The sequence below is a fragment of the Exiguobacterium sp. EF_C8 genome (genome assembly GCF_054956715.1).
This window is the reverse complement of record NZ_CM143264.1, coordinates 2,299,585-2,317,390: the sequence shown is the minus strand read 5'-3', so window position 1 is coordinate 2,317,390 and position 17,806 is coordinate 2,299,585. Positions and strand designations below refer to the sequence as shown.

General features: G+C 46.8%; 18 protein-coding genes and 1 tRNA gene. 17 read left to right on the top strand and 2 right to left on the bottom strand.

Annotated elements, in window-relative coordinates; genetic code table 11:
- The first annotated feature begins 68 nt into the window (after positions 1-68).
- Complete coding sequence (gene uvrC / locus ACY2IG_RS12380) at positions 69-1,853, top strand: excinuclease ABC subunit UvrC (protein WP_056062620.1); 1,785 nt, start codon at positions 69-71, stop codon at positions 1,851-1,853.
- 43 nt (positions 1,854-1,896) lie between these two features.
- Here the strand turns inward: uvrC and ACY2IG_RS12375 are convergent, their stop codons facing one another.
- Both ACY2IG_RS12375 and ACY2IG_RS12370 read right to left on the bottom strand, forming a co-directional pair.
- Positions 1,897-2,511 carry a PH domain-containing protein gene (locus tag ACY2IG_RS12375; RefSeq protein ID WP_023468990.1) on the bottom strand — a complete coding sequence of 205 codons (615 nt, stop codon included), beginning with the start codon at positions 2,509-2,511 and terminating at the stop codon, positions 1,897-1,899.
- 99 nt (positions 2,512-2,610) lie between these two features.
- Positions 2,611-3,048, bottom strand: coding sequence for a YslB family protein (locus ACY2IG_RS12370; RefSeq protein WP_035406382.1), 438 nt, complete (start codon positions 3,046-3,048; stop codon positions 2,611-2,613).
- 213 nt (positions 3,049-3,261) lie between these two features.
- Between ACY2IG_RS12370 and ACY2IG_RS12365 the strand changes: the two genes are divergently transcribed.
- From ACY2IG_RS12365 to yihA, 16 genes are all read left to right on the top strand, one after another.
- Positions 3,262-3,879, top strand: coding sequence for a succinate dehydrogenase cytochrome b558 subunit (locus tag ACY2IG_RS12365; RefSeq protein ID WP_035406385.1), 618 nt, complete (start codon positions 3,262-3,264; stop codon positions 3,877-3,879).
- A gap of 19 nt (positions 3,880-3,898) precedes the next feature.
- Positions 3,899-5,662, top strand: a complete 1,764-nt coding sequence (gene sdhA / locus ACY2IG_RS12360; RefSeq protein WP_023468987.1) for a succinate dehydrogenase flavoprotein subunit — start codon at positions 3,899-3,901, stop codon at positions 5,660-5,662.
- Positions 5,662-6,468 carry a succinate dehydrogenase iron-sulfur subunit gene (sdhB, locus tag ACY2IG_RS12355; RefSeq protein ID WP_023468986.1) on the top strand — a complete coding sequence of 269 codons (807 nt, stop codon included), beginning with the start codon at positions 5,662-5,664 and terminating at the stop codon, positions 6,466-6,468. Before sdhA ends, sdhB begins: the two co-directional genes overlap by 1 nt.
- A 56-nt stretch (positions 6,469-6,524) precedes the next feature.
- Positions 6,525-6,980: an acyl-CoA thioesterase gene (locus tag ACY2IG_RS12350; protein WP_035406388.1), complete on the top strand. Its 456-nt coding sequence runs from the start codon at positions 6,525-6,527 to the stop codon at positions 6,978-6,980.
- A 65-nt stretch (positions 6,981-7,045) separates the two neighbouring features.
- A complete protein-coding gene (locus ACY2IG_RS12345; RefSeq protein WP_012371023.1) occupies positions 7,046-7,309 on the top strand; it encodes a phosphocarrier protein HPr in 264 nt (87 codons plus the stop codon).
- A gap of 86 nt (positions 7,310-7,395) precedes the next feature.
- Positions 7,396-8,202, top strand: a complete 807-nt coding sequence (gene racE, locus ACY2IG_RS12340) for a glutamate racemase (RefSeq protein WP_035406391.1) — start codon at positions 7,396-7,398, stop codon at positions 8,200-8,202.
- A complete protein-coding gene (gene rph, locus ACY2IG_RS12335) occupies positions 8,203-8,958 on the top strand; it encodes a ribonuclease PH (protein ID WP_035406394.1) in 756 nt (251 codons plus the stop codon).
- On the top strand, positions 8,955-9,548 hold the full coding sequence (locus tag ACY2IG_RS12330; protein ID WP_035406397.1) for an XTP/dITP diphosphatase: 594 nt from the start codon (positions 8,955-8,957) through the stop codon (positions 9,546-9,548). Before rph ends, ACY2IG_RS12330 begins: the two co-directional genes overlap by 4 nt.
- Positions 9,549-9,553: 5 nt before the next feature.
- Entirely contained in the window at positions 9,554-10,063 is a 510-nt protein-coding gene (locus tag ACY2IG_RS12325) for a metallophosphoesterase family protein (protein ID WP_056062607.1), read from the top strand.
- Between the two features lie 73 nt (positions 10,064-10,136).
- Positions 10,137-10,210: transfer RNA gene (locus ACY2IG_RS12320), tRNA-Arg, on the top strand.
- Between the two features lie 102 nt (positions 10,211-10,312).
- Positions 10,313-10,837 (top strand): hypothetical protein, encoded by a 525-nt coding sequence (locus ACY2IG_RS12315; protein WP_231496831.1) that lies wholly within the window; start codon positions 10,313-10,315, stop codon positions 10,835-10,837.
- Positions 10,838-10,864: 27 nt separating this feature from the next.
- Positions 10,865-11,851, top strand: coding sequence for a hypothetical protein (locus tag ACY2IG_RS12310; protein ID WP_056062604.1), 987 nt, complete (start codon positions 10,865-10,867; stop codon positions 11,849-11,851).
- Between the two features lie 110 nt (positions 11,852-11,961).
- The gene (gene tig / locus ACY2IG_RS12305) at positions 11,962-13,254 is read left to right on the top strand and encodes a trigger factor (RefSeq protein ID WP_462617979.1); all 1,293 of its coding nucleotides are present in this window, start codon (positions 11,962-11,964) and stop codon (positions 13,252-13,254) included.
- 234 nt (positions 13,255-13,488) lie between these two features.
- Positions 13,489-14,754, top strand: coding sequence for an ATP-dependent protease ATP-binding subunit ClpX (gene clpX, locus ACY2IG_RS12300; protein ID WP_023468977.1), 1,266 nt, complete (start codon positions 13,489-13,491; stop codon positions 14,752-14,754).
- Between the two features lie 69 nt (positions 14,755-14,823).
- Positions 14,824-17,133, top strand: a complete 2,310-nt coding sequence (lon, locus tag ACY2IG_RS12295; RefSeq protein WP_035406409.1) for an endopeptidase La — start codon at positions 14,824-14,826, stop codon at positions 17,131-17,133.
- A 1-nt stretch (position 17,134) separates the two neighbouring features.
- Entirely contained in the window at positions 17,135-17,716 is a 582-nt protein-coding gene (yihA, locus tag ACY2IG_RS12290) for a ribosome biogenesis GTP-binding protein YihA/YsxC (RefSeq protein WP_023468975.1), read from the top strand.
- The last annotated feature ends 90 nt before the right edge of the window (positions 17,717-17,806 follow it).

The following is a 17,806-nucleotide window of genomic DNA, read 5'->3' as shown; positions in this document are numbered from 1 at the left end:
ATGTCATAATCAATGTATGGTATTTACCCGAACGAATAAAACTAAAAACGGTGAAAGGAGACATTTATTTGGGACATCAAGAACATATCAAAGCGAAATTATCCCTTTTGCCCGATGAGCCGGGATGTTATCTACACAAAAATGAATTTGGTGAAGTCATTTATGTCGGAAAAGCAAAAAATCTCAAGAACCGTGTCCGTTCCTATTTCACAGGAGCACATGATATCAAGACGGAACGCCTCGTTGCGGAAGTTCGTGATTTTGAATACATTATTACAGCGAGTGAACTAGAAGCGTTATTGCTTGAGATGACGCTTATTAAGAAACATGATCCGAAGTACAATATCATGTTGAAGGATGACAAATCCTATCCTTATCTGAAGATTACGAATGAGACATATCCGCGCTTGATTACGACGCGTAAGTTGAAGAAGGATGGCGGACATTATTTTGGTCCTTACCCGAATGCATATGCAGCGAACGAAACGAAACGTCTGTTAGATCGTTTATATCCGCTACGCAAATGCCAGCCGATGCCGAAGAAGCTCTGTCTGTATTACCATATCGGTCAGTGTCTCGGTCCATGCGAAATCCCGAATCTCGAGTCGGAACAAAAAGCGCTCGTTTCGGAAATTCGACGTTTTTTGTCCGGAGACACGAAGGAACTCGTCGAAAGCTTGAAGCACAAGATGGCGGAAGCAGCTGAGACGATGGAATTCGAGCGTGCCGGAGAATTACGGGATCAGGTCCGAGCCATTGAGTCGATCATGAACAAGCAAAACATGATTACAGCAGATTTGACATCACGCGATGTATTCGGGATCCACGTTGATAAAGGCTGGATGTGTGTCCAAGTCTTCTTCCTCCGCGGCGGAAAGATGATTGAACGTGATGTCTCGCTCTTCCCAATCTACGGAACACCAGCAGAGGAACTCGAGAGTTTCATCGTCCAGTTCTATGAGAAGAACATCAAACCAAGTGAACTGTATGTACCACCACTCGTTAACCAACTTCTGCTCAAAGAGGCGCTCTCGATCAAAATTCATGTTCCGGTCCGAGGATCAAAACGGAAATTACTTGATTTAGCAACGAAAAATGCTGAAAACGCGATTTCGGAACGTTTCGAACTACTCGCGCGGGATGAGAAACGGACCGTTCAGGCAGTAGAAGAACTCGCTGATGCAATCAATGTTCATCCATTGTCCCGAATCGAGATCATCGATAATGCGAACATCCAAGGAGCGGATGCCGTTTCAGCGCTCGTCGTCTTTGAAGACGGTAAACCACTGAAAAAAGAATACCGGAAGTTCAAGATTCGGACGGTTCAAGGACCGGATGACTATGAATCGATGCGGGAAATCGTTCGTCGGCGTTATCGACGCTTGTTACTTGAGGGAGCGCGCCTTCCGGATCTCGTCCTGATTGATGGAGGAGTCGGACAGTTGAATGCTGCTTTAGAAGTCATTCAAGATGAACTCGGCCTATCCCTGCCGGTCGGCTCATTAAAAAAAGATGACAAACACCGGACGAGTCAGTTGTTGTTTGGAGAAGATGCGCGATTGATCGAACTCAGCCCTCGCTCAAGTGCATTTTATTTACTTCAGCGTATGCAAGATGAGGTCCACCGATTCGCGATCACATTCCACCGCTCGCTTCGTTCGAAAGGGATGACCCGTTCCTTGCTCGATGAGATACCAGGAGTCGGACCAAAACGACGCCAACAGCTGATCCGTCATTTCGGGTCGATGCGTAGTCTAAGACGTGCGACGATCGAACAGTTGGCTGAGGCAGGATTGCCTGTGAAATTAGCGGAAACCGTTGCTGAGTATTTAAGCCAAGCGAATGAAGAATGAAAAAAGGCCGTCCTCGTGAAGAGAGCGGCTTTTTTTTATGGCATTAGTTGTTGATGTACTTCTCGTAGTACGAACCGAAATCACGCTGGTTCCACTGATGGTAGTGACCTTGAAGCCACTCGAAGGATTGTTCAGACAACTCCTTGAATGTTTGCGGAACATTCATGTCGCCTTGGCGAAGACCACCGAGAATCGTGACCGAATGATTTAATGAGCTATTCGCGAACTCGAGCATCTTTTGTCCTTCGTATTGTTTTTCAGCGATGGCAAGTAATGTCTTATACAGATCCTTTACATGCTCCAGTTGTTTTTTATCAACGTCGATCGAATAATGTTTGCCACCAATCTCGAACTTGATCTCGACATCGAGGTCGACTGTTCCGGCCGTTTCGAACATGACGTGGCGAATTGGATAATGTGCATATGGATAGCGGTAGAGTACACGTTTTGAACTGACAGCACTTTCTCCATCAAGGTGAATCAAGGCTAAGTTCGTAAAGCAATACTCGTCAGATTTGGACTTGATCAAGAAATAGATTTTTTCGCCGTCTTCATGTAAAACATAATCGTCAGCGGCTGCCTTGTCGAAATCATCAGGATGAATGACTTGTCCGATATCACTGAATCCCGTTAAATCTGCTGCTAGTTTTTTGAACATGTAAAGTTCCTCCTCGCAATTTGTGTACGCATGATTTTACGATCACTTGCTACAAAAAGTTTCATGAATCTATTTCGATGTTGAAAATAAAGATTCCTGTCACATTCTATGTAAAGTTCGACCGATTGGTTCGAGTGGATCTTTTGGATCGATTTGGACCGTGATTTGAACAAACTCTTTACTCGTCTCAGCATATCCTTCCGCAACACATCCGTTAAAACGAGAAAACTGTTCAGCGAGGAAACCGGCTTCGAGTTGAAAGTAGCCTTGTGGCCGTTCATCTCTCGTCGTATCAGGAGGAGACAGTACGAACGAGATGACCGTTCCTTTACGTTTCTTGATTTCGAGCATTCCCCAACCGGCTTGTTCAAAGAATGAGGCCAATTCAGATTCATCCACGACAGGGAATTGACGCGCGAGACGTTTACCTGCCCAGTAGATGACTTGCCGATAATCCGATCCTAGAAGATCGGTTAACACATAATCCCGGATCAGTTCGATTCCGAAAAGTGGTGTTTGGTTTGGTGTAACATCCATCATGATTCACTCCTATCTGCCAACCATTATACCGAGATGATTCTAGCAGGTCATTGTTTTCCTGAAAAAATTTGCAGTTAAATGCAACGGCTCGGGTTGTCTTCTAAAAAGGACAGGAGTAGAATAAGTGATGAAAAGACGAATTTCCTTATGAAAGCGCTTTTCTACCAAAATGCGCCAACGGTTGATTGGCAAACAAAAGGGGGGATTTGGATGGCGAATCATCGTGATTTCGTGAGTCGTAAAATACACTCACTGCTCGGCGTCATTCCAATCGGGTTATTTTTACTTTCGCACTTAACGACGAACTACTTCATCGTACGTGGTGAGGAAGACTTCAATAAGGCCGCGGAATTTGTGGGGAGCGTTCCGTATCGATTGTTCTTAGAGATCTTTGTCATCTTCATTCCAATCATCTTGCATGGTGTCTACGGTGTTTACATCGCATTCACGGGTTCTGCGAACACAGGACGATATACATATTTCCGGAACTGGATGTATGTCTTGCAACGGTTTAGCGGAGTGTTCCTCGTCGTGTTCATCACATGGCACGTTTGGGAGACTCGGATTGCCGCTGCGATGGGAACAGAAGTTGATGCGAGCATGATGCAGAACATCGTCGATAACGGATTCATGTTAGCGTTCTATATCGTCGGGATCTTGGCAACGACATTCCACCTCGCGAACGGACTATGGACGTTCTGTATTACTTGGGGAATCACGCAGTCACCAGCATCTCAACGGGCGATGTCTTACGTGGCAGCACTCGTATTCATCGGTTTATCGTTTGTAGGCGTACGCTCGATCTTAACGTTTGCAGGCGTGTTGTAAGGAAAGGGGAACTGACAACATGGCGAACAAGAATCTTGTCATCATCGGCGGAGGGCTTGCCGGTCTGATGGCTACGATAAAAGCAGCAGAGCAAGGCGTACCAGTTAAGTTATTCTCACTCGTACCCGTCAAACGCTCACACTCTGTTTGTGCACAAGGTGGCATCAACGGAGCAGTCAATACGAAAGGGGAAGGGGATTCACCATATCAGCATTTCGATGACACGGTATACGGTGGAGACTTCCTCGCAAATCAACCACCTGTTCAAAAAATGGCGGAAGCAGCACCGAAGATCATCCATATGTTCGACCGCATGGGTGTCATGTTCAACCGGACACCGGAAGGGTTACTCGACTTCCGACGCTTCGGAGGAACGTTGCATCACCGGACGGCATACGCTGGAGCGACGACGGGGCAACAGTTATTGTACGCATTAGATGAACAGGTTCGTAAGTTCGAAGCGCAAGGTTTGGTAGAAAAATATGAAGGATGGGAATTCCTTCGTGCCATCATCGATGACAATGGCATCTGTCGTGGAGCGGTTTGTCAAAACCTCCGGACGATGGAAATCGAGGCATTTGCCGCGGATTCTGTCATCCTCGCGACAGGTGGTCCTGGGGTCATCTTCGGAAAATCGACGAACTCGGTTATCAACACAGGACAAGCGGCAGCAGCTGTCTATCGTCAAGGTGCGATCTATGCGAACGGTGAGTTCATCCAGATTCACCCGACAGCGATTCCTGGGGATGATAAATTACGTCTCATGAGTGAATCAGCACGTGGTGAGGGCGGTCGCGTCTGGACGTATAAAGACGGTAAACCTTGGTACTTCCTTGAAGAGAAATATCCGGCATACGGAAACCTTGTCCCACGAGATATCGCGACACGCGAGATTTTTGACGTCTGTGTCAATCAAAAACTCGGCGTCAACGGGGAGAACATGGTTTATCTTGATCTATCACATAAAGACGCAAAAGAACTCGACGTCAAACTCGGTGGGATCCTTGAAATCTACGAAAAGTTCGTCGGTGATGATCCACGAAAAGTACCGATGAAGATTTTCCCGGCTGTTCACTATTCAATGGGTGGACTATGGGTCGACTACGATCAGATGACGAATATTCCTGGACTATTTGCAGCAGGCGAATGTGATTATTCGATGCACGGAGGAAACCGTCTCGGAGCGAATTCACTTCTTTCTGCGGTATATGGCGGAATGGTCGCCGGACCGTCAGCGATCGCGTATATGAATGAACTTGAGACATCGGTTCATGAGATGAGCGAAGACGTCGTCGAAGCGCATAAGATCGAAGAAATCAATCGTTTTAACGATATCTTATCGATGGAAGGTACAGAAAACGCGTATCAGATCCACCGTGAACTTGGAGAAATCATGACGGATAATGTCACGGTCGTCCGTTATAACGATAAGCTCGAAGAGACACTCACGAAAATCAAGGAACTTCGTGATCGGTTCACGCGCATTTCGGCAACGGACACAGCGCGTTGGAGTAACCAAGGAGCGTCGTTCATCCGTCAGCTCGATCACATGCTCGACCTAGCCGAAGCAATTACGCTCGGTGCCTTAAAACGTGACGAGAGTCGCGGGGCGCACTACAAACCGGACTTCCCGGAACGTAATGATGAACAGTTCTTGAAGACAACGATGGCTCGTTATACGAATGGTCATCCAGAAATCTTCTATGAAGATGTCGACACGTCGTTGATTCCACCGCGGAAACGCGACTACAGTAAGAAGTCGAAGAAAGAGGTGAAAGCATAATGGCGACACCACTCGAATCATCTACTACGCAAAAATCGGTTCAATTCATCGTTCAACGTCAAGATGGACCTGATGGTAAACCGTATGATGAAGCGTTTGAAATTCCGTACCGTCCGAACATGAACGTCATCTCTGCTTTAATGGAGATTCGTCGTAATCCTGTGAATGCAGCCGGTGAAAAAACGACACCGATCAACTGGGATATGGGTTGTCTAGAGGAAGTATGTGGCGCTTGTTCCATGGTCATCAACGGTACACCACGTCAATCGTGTACGGCACTCGTCGATAAACTCGAACAACCGATCCGCCTTCAACCGATGCAGACATTCCCAATCGTTCGTGACCTTCAAGTCGACCGTCAGCGCATGTTTGATGCGTTGAAAAAGGTTAAAGCATGGGTTCCGATCGATGGAACGTACGACTTAGGTCCAGGACCACGGATGCCAGAGAACAAACGTCAATGGGCGTATGAGTTATCGAAATGTATGACATGTGGCGTGTGTCTCGAAGCATGTCCGAACGTCAACGATCGTTCGACGTTCATCGGACCAGCATCGATCTCGCAAGTTCGTCTATTCAACTCGCATCCAACAGGTGCCTTCCATAAGGAAGAACGTCTTGAAGCGTTGATGGAAGATGGCGGGATCATGCAGTGCGGTAATGCTCAAAACTGTGTCGAGGTTTGTCCGAAAGGCATTCCGCTGACGACTTCGATCGCAGCGATGAACCGTCAGACGACACTTCACTCATTCAAGAAGTTCTTCGGTAGTGACGAAGGACGGACAGGTGAAGCAGTTAGTTCATAAGTTATTAAAGAAGGAGCCTGCTCCTTCTTTTTTCATTCAGACAGGAGGAACCGATTGTGCGCGTACCAGCTTATATTCCAGAACTCGAATCATGGCTTGAACAAATGAAACATGGAACACGACTCGACGTCGCTGTTCGTTTTGCAGAGACGGATGCCTATGGTCATATGAATAACCGGGTACCATTCGTCTATTTCGAGGACGTTCGGACATTGATGTTAGAGGAGACCGGATACTCGCTTGCAGAAGACGGGATCATCGTCGTTGCGGATGCCCAGTGTAATTACATTCGCCAAGTGTATCCACGGACACGTCTCGCCGTCTATGCGTACCCAGTACATGTCGGAAGTGCATCGTGTGACGTCCATTATGCGGCATTTGATGAGCAGGGTGAACTGATGTTCACAGGACGGACATCGATGGTACAAATCAATCGTGCCGGGAAAGCATTCCCATGGAGTGAGACATATAAAAATTCCTTGCAGAATCGATTCGAATCCGTTATCATTTGATAATGAGTTCACATATTCGAAAACGACTCACTAGTACGTTATTAGTGAAGGGAGATTTCTTAATCATGGAAAAAACATTCAAAGTCATCGCGGATTCAGGCATTCACGCTCGTCCCGCTACTCAGCTCGTCAACACAGCATCTAAATTCCAATCAGACATCAACTTGGAATACAACGGAAAGACTGTCAACTTGAAGTCAATCATGGGTGTTCTTTCACTCGGAATCGCGAAAGATTCAGATATCAAAATCGTTGCAAACGGTGACGATGCTTCTGAAGCAATCACGACTCTTTCAGATATGCTGACTAGCGAAGGTCTTGCTCAGTAATCCTGTAATCGTACATTCTCGGACGCCGGTCTTGCACCGTCGTCCTTTTTTGTTACCATAAGATTGAGAGAAAGAGGTGGAGAAGAGTGAATCGAGCGATTGGAGTACTGGATTCCGGAGTCGGTGGATTGACGGTCGCACGTGAATTGATGCGACAGTTGCCCCATGAGCGAATCATCTATGTCGGGGATACACTACGTTGTCCGTATGGTCCGCGTCCAGAAGAAGAGATTCGTGAGTTTACGTGGGAGATGATTGATTATCTCGTACAACAAGATGTGAAATTGATCGTGATCGCCTGTAATACAGCTACGGCTGTCGTCTTAAAAGAAGCGCGAGAACGTTTAAATATACCTGTCATCGGTGTCATCGATCCGGGTGCCCGTGCAGCAGTCAAGGTGACACGTACGAAACGAATCGGTGTCATCGGAACGAAGATGACGATTACAAGTAATTCCTACGAGAAGGCGTTACGACATGTCGAAGGACAAGTCGTCGTTGAATCGTTAGCGTGCCCGCCATTCGTTCCGCTCGTCGAGTCGATGCAGACGGATGGCGCATACGTCGAACGTGTCGTTGCGAATACGCTACGACCTTTAATGAATTACGATATGGATACACTAATACTCGGGTGCACCCATTATCCGCTCTTAGCAGATGTCATTGGACGGGTCATCGGACCAGGCGTTCAACTCATCTCTTCAGGAGATGAAACCGCACTCGAAGTAGCAGCACTACTTGACTACAATACGATTTCAGCAGATGTGACACAAACACCAGAACATCGTTATTACGCGACAGGCGATATCCGCTCATTCGACCAAATTGCAACGGACTGGCTCGATCAGCCCATTCATGCGGAGCGCATCGTCCTTGGAACGGAGGAAGATTAAATGCGGACAGACCAACGAACGGCGGACGATCTCCGTCCAGTACAGTTATCAGTTGACATCAATAAACACGCGGAAGGTTCGATTTTGATTGAACTGGGTGATACGAAAGTCCTCTGCACGGCGACCGTCGAGGAAAGGGTACCACCATTTCTACGTGGAAAACGCCAAGGCTGGATCAATGCGGAATATTCGATGTTACCGCGGGCAACCGCTCAGCGGACTGCACGAGAAGCCGTTCGCGGCAAACAGACGGGGCGGACGATGGAAATCCAACGTCTCATTAGCCGATCGCTTCGGGCGGTCGTCGATTTAGAAAAACTTGGTGAACGGACGATCTGGATCGATTGTGACGTCATTCAAGCTGATGGCGGAACACGAACAGCATCGATCACCGGTGGATTTTTAGCACTCGTTCGAGCTATCGATCAACTGATTCAAGCGGGAAAACTGACCGATACACCAATCAAAGAGGGCATCGCCGCCATCTCAGTTGGAATCGTCGAATCGAATGCCTTACTTGATTTATGCTACGAAGAGGATGCTGCAGCTGAAGTCGACTTCAATCTCGTCATGACCTCATCCGGTAAAATCGTCGAGATGCAAGCAACAGGAGAAGAGTCGACCTTTTCCCGTCAAGAGATGCTCGAAATGCTCGAACTTGGGGAAAAAGGTATTAAGGAACTGATTGAAGCCGGTCGCGAGGCACTCGGTGTTTCGTGGTGGTATGTAGGAGAAGAAGTGGGGGAACATAAATGAAAGTCATCGTCGCAACACATAACGCTGGTAAAGTGAAGGAACTCGAAAGCATGCTTGGGCGTCTCGGCTATACAGTCGAGTCGTTACTCGATCATGCGGATGCTAAAGAAACGGATGAGACAGGTGAAACATTCGAGGAGAATGCACTCTTAAAAGCAACAGAAGCAGCAGCCTACTTTGGTCACGCAGTACTTGCTGACGATTCAGGTCTTGAAGTCGATGCTTTAGATGGCGCTCCAGGTGTCTACTCGGCACGCTTCGCGGGTCTTGAAAAGTCGGATGCAGCGAACAACGCTCTACTACTTGAAAAGTTAGAAGGTGTTCCGGAAGAGGAGCGGACGGCACGCTTCGTTTGTGTACTCGCGCTAGCAAAACCAACAGGCGAAACATTGACGGTACGCGGAACAATGGAAGGGCGAATCGGTTTTGAAGCAACGGGATCGAACGGTTTCGGTTATGACCCATTGTTCGTCACGGCAAGTGGACAAACGGCTGCTGAGTTGACGAAAGAAGAAAAAGCGATGATCAGTCATCGTGGCAATGCATTGCGCAAGCTCGAACAGGACTTAACTACTTTCCTAGGAGTGTGATGAAAATGAGAGCGTTGATCGTTAGTGATAGCCATGGACTAGAACAAGAACTGCTTACGATATTCGAACGGCATCAGGACGTGGATTTGGCTTTTCATTGTGGAGACTCTCAATTGACGCGCGACATTGAATCGTTATATCCATATCGTGTTGTACGGGGGAACTGTGATTATGGACACGATTTCCCGGAAGAAGTCACGTCGGAAATGGACGAGCATAAGGTCCTCTGTGTCCACGGACATCGTCAGGACGTCAAATATAGCCTAGATGTCTTGCAACATCATGCGAACGAAAAGCAAGCTGATATCGTTTTGTATGGTCATTCTCATGTTGCGAAGGCGGAGTATCGGGATGGTGTGTTATTCATCAATCCAGGATCGATTCGGATGCCACGCCATCGTCCAGACAAGACGTATGCGATTCTTGAAGTAGAACAAGACCGCTATTCTGTCGATTTTCTTGACGTGAACGGGGATCGCGTCAATGCACTTCACCTCGACGGAACATTTTTGTAATAAAATAAATGCAATCTTTGTAATGCGATTGACACGAAAGAATTGTTCTAGTATAGTTTATTCGTGTTGACACGTCCCAATAGCTCAGCAGGATAGAGCAACGGCCTTCTAAGCCGTCGGTCGGGGGTTCGAATCCCTCTTGGGACGCTATAATTAAAATAGAGACTGCCCTTACGAGGGCGGTCTCTTTTTTTTATTTCAATTTTTGTTTATAATTAAGGTATCATGAACTCGAAAGGGATGAAAGCGATGTGGAAGAAAGTTGGTACAGTCCTGTTACTCAGTACGTTTCTTGTAGGGTGTAGTGAGATTTCAAATACAGTTGATGATGCAAAACAACAGGTCAACGATGTGAAAAATAGTGTCGATTATGCTGGAGAACTTCAAGGGATTGCGAAAGATACGGCACAAGTCACGTCCGACTTATCTTCTTCTTTGAATGAAGCGGCTGCGAAAGCACGCGAATCCACGAATCCGGAGCAAGCGCTCGACCAACAAGTCGAAAAGTTAAAGGAAAACGGAACGATTGATCAGTTCAATCAAGAGCTGGACCAAATCGACCAACGATTGGCGGGACTTGAAAATCCACCGCAAGAGTTACAAAATTTAAGTGCAAAGCTCGAGCAGTTCGTGAATCAATCAGAAGATATCACACGACTTCTTGAAACAGACGTCTCTCTCGATACATTAAATCGTCTTGGCATCGAACAAGCAGGGAAATTACAAGAGGCAATCACGAACTGGACATCATTGCTTGATCCATTCACAAACTGAACAGTGAATTAAAAGGAGTGTCGGAAAATGGGGACATCCCGCTGGATGGAACACGAATTAGAAGCGGAACGAGTGCGCATCCTCCGTTTGCCCGCATCTGAACAGGAACGGCTGGTCAAGGAATTAGAGACTGACCAATTGACAGGAGAAGACGTATTATACCGACTCTATGTCATTCAACCGCTATTACTACATGACCGTGAACGATACGAAACTGTAGCAGAACGTTTTCTTGAAGTCGAGGGTGTGGAGCAAGTGCTCGCACTCTTTCTTTATGAACTCGGAGAACGGTATCCAATGAAGCTCGCTCTACGCTCGGCGTCACCGTATCTGCCGTATGGACTTGCGCTTCGGTTAGACGAGATCAAACAGCGGATGACGGTGCGAGAGCAAAAGACGACACCGGTTCAAAAAAACAATGTTACTCAGAGTACTGTAACTTCCGGAACGGCGTTGATGCATGTGTTGCAACATGGAAGCTGGGTCGAACAAATGCGCCATTTGGCTGGTGCTGAATTCGAACGGACACCTGCGCTCTTTGACTACATCACACACAAGTATCTTCGTGCTCAGGATACAGAACATCAAAGCCTACTCGTCATCGATCAGTTATTAGGAAGTGTGATTGAGCATCTGTCCTATCCGGCAGACATTTATGTGCCACATTTAGATGTACACTGGACGATCTCGACGCGTCAAGATTTAGAAGAAGTGCTGATTGCGCATCAACAGGAACAACAAGCGTTACTCGCATCGATGCATACATTAGAAAAAATGGATCCTTTTCGAGCCTTGCTCGTCTTACGTTCGGACCAGTTGATTCATCTTGAAGAACGAGAAGCAATCGGGTCGGATATGGAGAAGTGGCTTCTCGCATGCGAAGAACTAGCCGGTCTGTCGTTTGAAAAAGAAGAGCCGGAACGTGACTTGAGTCCGCTAGCGAAGCGATTATATCAGGGGGTGCATATCCTCTATCCGGAAGTCATCGCATTCGAGCAGATTTACTTCGATTGAGACATCTGGAAACGATTCGTTCAACAGTGGTAATCGTCAGAACGATTGTGCTATAATGTGACTTGTTGTACACACATGTACGCTAATTGACAATTTTGGAGGGACTCAGCATGACTGCAAAATGGGAAAAACAATCAGGTAGCCTCGGCGTCCTCACGTATGAAGCGCCTGCTGAAGCATTTGATAAAGCGGTAGACCAAGCGTTCAAGAAAGTCGTTAAGACTTTGAACACACCAGGTTTCCGTAAAGGAAAAATGCCACGCGCAATGTTCAACAAAATGTACGGTGAAGAAGCACTGTACCAAGATGCACTCGATATCCTTTATAAGGACACAATCGAAGGTGCAGTCGTCGAATCAGGAATCGAGCCAATCGCGCTTGAAAACATCGACGTTGAAACACTCGAAAAAGGCAAGCCAGTCGAATTCAAAATCACGTTCGTCATCGAGCCAGAAGCTACACTCGGTGAGTACAAAGGTCTTGAGTACACAGCAGTTGAAACGAACGTTACTGACGATGACGTCGACGCTGAACTCAAAACATTGCAAGAACGCGGTGCAGAACTCGTCGTTAAAGAAGATGGCGTCATCGAGAATGGCGATACAGTCGTATTCGACTTCGCAGGTTTCGATGGGGAAAACCAATTCGACGGCGGAACTGCTGAGAACTACTCACTCGTCATCGGTTCTGGAAACTTCATTCCTGGATTCGAAGAGCAAATGATCGGTTTAAAAACTGGCGAGCAAAAAGATCTTGAAGTGACATTCCCAGAGGAATACCACGAAGCATCACTCGCTGGAAAACCAGTTACATTCAAAGTAACAATCCATGAAGTCAAAGCGCAAGAGCTCCCTGAATTGACAGATGAGTTCGCAAAAGAGATGGATGAAGAAGTTTCTTCACTCGACGAGTTGAAAACAAAAATCCGTACGCGTCTCGAAAACACACGCAAACAAGAAGCTGATGCTTCAATGCGCGATGAGTTAGTCGAAGCGGCTACGAAAAACGCGACAGTTGATCTTCCAGAAGTCATGGTCGAAAACGAAGTCGAGCGTATGGTTCAAGAGTTCACACAACGTATTCAATCACAAGGCATCGACCTCAACATGTACTTCCAGTTGACTGGAACGACAGAAGAGGCAATGCGTTCTGAAATGAAAGAGCAAGCGGAAGAGCGCGTTAAGGCACGTCTCGTCCTTAAGCAAATCGTTGCTGACGAAAAAATCGAAGTAACAGATGAGGAAACTCAAACTGAACTTCAATCAATGTCAGAACTCTACAACATCCCTGCAGATCAACTTGAAACGATGCTTGCACCACAAGGTGGTCTTGAAACGCTTAAAGGCGATCTTCAATTCCGTAAAGCTATCGATGTTCTCGTCGACAACGCAAAAGCAAAATAAGCCATTTCATGGTTTTCGATCGACTTCAAGCCCAATTTCTGGTCTTGGAGTCGATTTTTTTGTACGATAGGTCAAACAAGGACAAACAATCCTTGGTTCAGGACATCAAACTGTAAATCGTTCGTCCAGGATTTGAAAGACTTTCCTTGTTCATGCTACAATCATAAATAGTAAAACGTGAGACGGGATGCTACAGGCGTCCATACAATTTCCACGTTAAAGGGGTGGACCTTTATGTTTAAATTCAACGAAGAAAAAGGTCAGCTAAAATGTTCTTTCTGTGGAAAGACACAAGAACAAGTACGCAAACTTGTTGCTGGACCTGGCGTTTACATTTGCGACGAGTGTATCGAACTCTGCAATGAAATCGTAGAGGAAGAACTCGGTACAGAAGAAGAAGTCGAGCTGAAGAATGTTCCAAAACCGCATGAAATTCGTACGACACTTGACGATTATGTCATCGGTCAAGAAAAAGCGAAAAAATCGTTATCTGTAGCGATGTATAATCACTACAAACGAATCAATGCTGGTGGTCGCGCAGATGATGTCGAGCTCTCAAAATCAAACATCGTCATGATCGGTCCAACAGGTAGCGGTAAGACACTTCTTGCCCAAACGATGGCACGTATCTTAAACGTACCGTTTGCGATTGCAGATGCAACAAGTTTGACGGAAGCCGGTTATGTCGGTGAAGACGTCGAGAACATCCTGTTGAAACTCATCCAAGCAGCGGACTATGATGTCGAGAAGGCTGAAAAAGGAATCATCTACATTGATGAGATCGATAAGATCGCTCGTAAATCAGAAAATCCGTCAATCACACGTGATGTTTCTGGTGAGGGTGTTCAACAAGCCTTGCTGAAGATTTTGGAAGGAACTGTTGCAAGTGTACCGCCACAAGGTGGACGCAAACATCCGCATCAAGAATTCATCCAAATCGATACGACGAACATCTTGTTCATCGTTGGTGGAGCATTCGATGGTATCGATCAGTCGATCAAACGTCGTCTCGGTAAAAAAGTCATCGGCTTCGGAAACGATTCAGAGAACCGTAACCTCACACAAAAAGAAATTCTAGCAGCCGCATTGCCAGAAGATCTTCAAAAGTTTGGTTTGATTCCTGAGTTCATCGGTCGTTTGCCAGTCATGGCAACACTCGAGCCACTCGATGAAGAGGCACTCGTTCAAATCTTGACGAAACCGAAAAACGCCCTCGTGAAACAATATAAGAAAATGCTTCAACTTGATGATGTCGAACTCGACTTCACGGAAGATGCACTTCTTGAGATTGCGAAGCTCGCAATCGAACGTAAAACAGGTGCGCGTGGTCTTCGTTCAATCATCGAAGAAACTATGCTAGATATCATGTTCGAAATTCCATCGCGTGAAGACATCGCGAAAGTCATCATTACAGCAGAAACGTTGACTGGTAAGCGCGGTCCAACGCTTGAGTTGAAAGATGGTACAATTGAACATGGGAAAGAAAAAGAAACGGCGTAACACCGTGACAAATCGGCTCGGAGGCTACTTGTACGCCTTTCCGAGTCTTTTTGTTTAGGAGGAATTCGAATGAAGAAAAAACAATATCCACTTTTACCATTACGCGGTGTCGTCGCGTATCCGTTGATCGGATTGACGATTGATGTCGGGCGTCCGGTATCCTTAAAAGCCTTACTTGCATCAAAGGAACACGAGATCGATCTCGTCGTCGTCACACAACGTGATCCAGAAGCAGAGCCGTCTGTCGACGGGTTGCATCAGGTCGGTACACTTGTTCAAATCGCGAAGATGAGTGAACTTGGGAATGATACAGTTCGTGTTCGTGTTATCGGGAAGGAACGCGTCCGGATTGAAAACGTTGAGGAGACGGACGAAGGATATCAAGCAGTCATCGAACCAATCGAGAAGATGGACATCAAAGGGGCGAAACAAGAAGCGCTCGTTCGTCTAATTAAAGAACAGTTCGGTCAACTCGTCTCTCGTATCAAAGGCATCGGAACAGATGAGCGTCGTCGGTTCGAGACCTATGAACGTCTCGACTCATTGACGGACTATATCACGTCGAAGTTACCGATCGATATCTCGAAGAAACAGGAGTTCCTCGAACAACAGGATCCGGTCGAACGGGGATTGATGTTGCTTGACGTCATGAAACATGAATATGAAGTCGTCGAACTCGAACGTGAGATGCGTGAACGGACGAAGAAGACGATTGAACAATCGCAACGCGAGTATTACTTGCGGGAACAATTGAAGACGATTCAACAAGAACTCGGTGGCGAGTCGGCATCCGTTGAAAGCGATGCGACGAAATACCGGGAGCAACTGTCCATGCTTGATTTACCGGAAACGACGGTTGCGAACGTCGAGAAGGAAATCAGTCGTTTAGCTGTCGTACCGGCGACAAGTCCCGAACATGGTGTCATCCGCAACTATCTCGAATGGTTCTTCTCGTTACCATGGAATGAGGCAACCGATGATTTCTTGAACGTTTCAGCTGCTTCGGAACAGCTTGAAAAGGATCATTACGGTCTAGAAAAGGTCAAAGAACGAATTCTTGAGTATCTCGCCGTTCGTCAATTGACGGATTCGCTACGTGGTCCGATTCTTTGTTTATCAGGTCCTCCAGGAGTCGGTAAAACGTCGCTTGCTCGCTCCATCGCAACAGCACTTGAACGGAAGTTTGTCCGCGTCTCACTTGGTGGCGTACGCGATGAAGCGGAGATCCGTGGACATCGCCGGACGTATATCGGTGCGATGCCAGGTCGAATCATCCGCGGTTTAAAACAAGCAGGAACGAATAACCCGGTCTTCTTACTGGATGAGATTGATAAGATGTCAAATGACTTCCGTGGTGACCCATCGTCCGCGATGCTTGAAGTTCTTGATCCGGAACAAAACAACAGCTTCTCCGATCACTACATCGAAGAACCGTTCGATTTATCAAATGTCCTCTTCATTGCGACAGCAAATGATGTCTCGAACATCCCAGGACCGTTGCTCGACCGAATGGAACTGATTCAAATTGGTGGCTATACGGAACAAGAGAAGACGGAAATTGCCGTTCGTCATCTATTATCGAAACAACTTGCTGAACACGGTCTAAAAAAGAGTCAATTGACGGTCAAAGCAGACGCGCTAGAAGAAGTCGTTCGTCGTTATACACGAGAAGCGGGTGTCCGGAATCTTGAACGTGTCCTCGGCTCACTTTGCCGGAAAGCAGCAAAACAAATCGCGATGGGTGAGAAGAAGCGGGTGACGGTGACGAAGCGTAATCTAGATGATTTCTTAGGTAAACCGATCTACCGTTATGGTCAAGGTGAGCTAGAAGATATGATTGGCGCAGTGACTGGTTTAGCGTATACTGCTTTTGGGGGCGATACGTTGACGATCGAAGTCAGTCTTGCTCCGGGTAAAGGGAAACTGCAGTTAACCGGGAAACTCGGTGACGTCATGCAAGAGTCCGCTCAGACTGCGTACAGCTTCGTCCGAGCAAATGCGACATCCCTTGGCATCGAACCGAACTTCTACGAAACGCAAGACATCCACATCCACGTCCCTGAAGGTGCTGTACCAAAAGATGGTCCATCTGCTGGTATTACACTGGCAACAGCACTGATTTCCGCCTTGACGAAGCGTCCGGTTCGCCGGGACGTCGGGATGACAGGTGAAATCACACTACGTGGACGGGTCTTACCGATCGGTGGACTAAAGGAAAAGTCACTCGCAGCACATCGTGCGGGCTTGACGACCGTTCTTCTACCGCAAGATAATACGCGGGACATCGATGATATCCCGGAAAGCGTCCGCGCAGGAATGGAATTCATTCCGGTTGCGACGATGGAGCAAGTGCTCGAACATGCATTAAAAGGAGAGTAACATGAAAATTTATAAAGCTGATTTTATTACGAGTGGTGTTAATCCGGAGCATTATCCGGAGCCATTGTTGCCAGAAGTGGCACTCGCAGGGCGATCGAATGTCGGAAAGTCCTCTTTCATCAATAAACTGGTTCAGCGAAAAGCACTCGCGCGGACATCTTCGAAACCAGGTAAAACGCAAACTTTGAACTTCTTTAACATCAATGATGAAGTCATGTTCGTCGATGTACCGGGTTACGGGTATGCGAAAGTCTCGAAGACGGAGCGTGAAGCGTGGGGCAAGATGATGGAGAAGTACTTCACACAACGTGAAATCCTCAAAGGTGTCGTACAGCTCGTCGACATCCGACATGATCCGTCTGCGGATGACGTGACGATGTACGATTTCTTGAAGTATTACGATCTACCGGTCATCGTCGTTGCAACAAAACTCGATAAAATCAAAAAGAGTCAACGTGATAAACATATCGCGGCAATCAAACGTAAATTGCAATTTGATGGTCAAGATACCTTAATTCCTTTCTCGTCTGAGACAGGAGAAGGCGTCGATGCCGCATGGGAAGCGATTTATCGTCTTCTGTAAAAAACGAAACGTTTTGTTCTCCTACAATAGGAGAGCAGGACGTTTTTTTATGAGGGTTAAAGTAATCTAAAAATAGTATCTAATTATTTC

What these genes read in the sequence shown, in the direction of transcription:
- rph (WP_035406394.1), top strand. Translation starts at nt 8,203, where the DNA reads ATGCGGACAGACCAACGAACGGCGGACGATCTCCGTCCAGTACAGTTA.
- yihA (WP_023468975.1), top strand. Translation starts at nt 17,135, where the DNA reads ATGAAAATTTATAAAGCTGATTTTATTACGAGTGGTGTTAATCCGGAG.
- ACY2IG_RS12375 (WP_023468990.1), bottom strand. Translation starts at nt 2,511, where the DNA reads ATGTTCAAAAAACTAGCAGCAGATTTAACGGGATTCAGTGATATCGGA.
- clpX (WP_023468977.1), top strand. Translation starts at nt 13,489, where the DNA reads ATGTTTAAATTCAACGAAGAAAAAGGTCAGCTAAAATGTTCTTTCTGT.
- ACY2IG_RS12365 (WP_035406385.1), top strand. Translation starts at nt 3,262, where the DNA reads ATGGCGAATCATCGTGATTTCGTGAGTCGTAAAATACACTCACTGCTC.
- ACY2IG_RS12325 (WP_056062607.1), top strand. Translation starts at nt 9,554, where the DNA reads ATGAGAGCGTTGATCGTTAGTGATAGCCATGGACTAGAACAAGAACTG.
- ACY2IG_RS12345 (WP_012371023.1), top strand. Translation starts at nt 7,046, where the DNA reads ATGGAAAAAACATTCAAAGTCATCGCGGATTCAGGCATTCACGCTCGT.
- sdhA (WP_023468987.1), top strand. Translation starts at nt 3,899, where the DNA reads ATGGCGAACAAGAATCTTGTCATCATCGGCGGAGGGCTTGCCGGTCTG.
- lon (WP_035406409.1), top strand. Translation starts at nt 14,824, where the DNA reads ATGAAGAAAAAACAATATCCACTTTTACCATTACGCGGTGTCGTCGCG.
- ACY2IG_RS12310 (WP_056062604.1), top strand. Translation starts at nt 10,865, where the DNA reads ATGGGGACATCCCGCTGGATGGAACACGAATTAGAAGCGGAACGAGTG.
- ACY2IG_RS12370 (WP_035406382.1), bottom strand. Translation starts at nt 3,048, where the DNA reads ATGGATGTTACACCAAACCAAACACCACTTTTCGGAATCGAACTGATC.
- ACY2IG_RS12315 (WP_231496831.1), top strand. Translation starts at nt 10,313, where the DNA reads ATGTGGAAGAAAGTTGGTACAGTCCTGTTACTCAGTACGTTTCTTGTA.
- ACY2IG_RS12330 (WP_035406397.1), top strand. Translation starts at nt 8,955, where the DNA reads ATGAAAGTCATCGTCGCAACACATAACGCTGGTAAAGTGAAGGAACTC.
- sdhB (WP_023468986.1), top strand. Translation starts at nt 5,662, where the DNA reads ATGGCGACACCACTCGAATCATCTACTACGCAAAAATCGGTTCAATTC.
- tig (WP_462617979.1), top strand. Translation starts at nt 11,962, where the DNA reads ATGACTGCAAAATGGGAAAAACAATCAGGTAGCCTCGGCGTCCTCACG.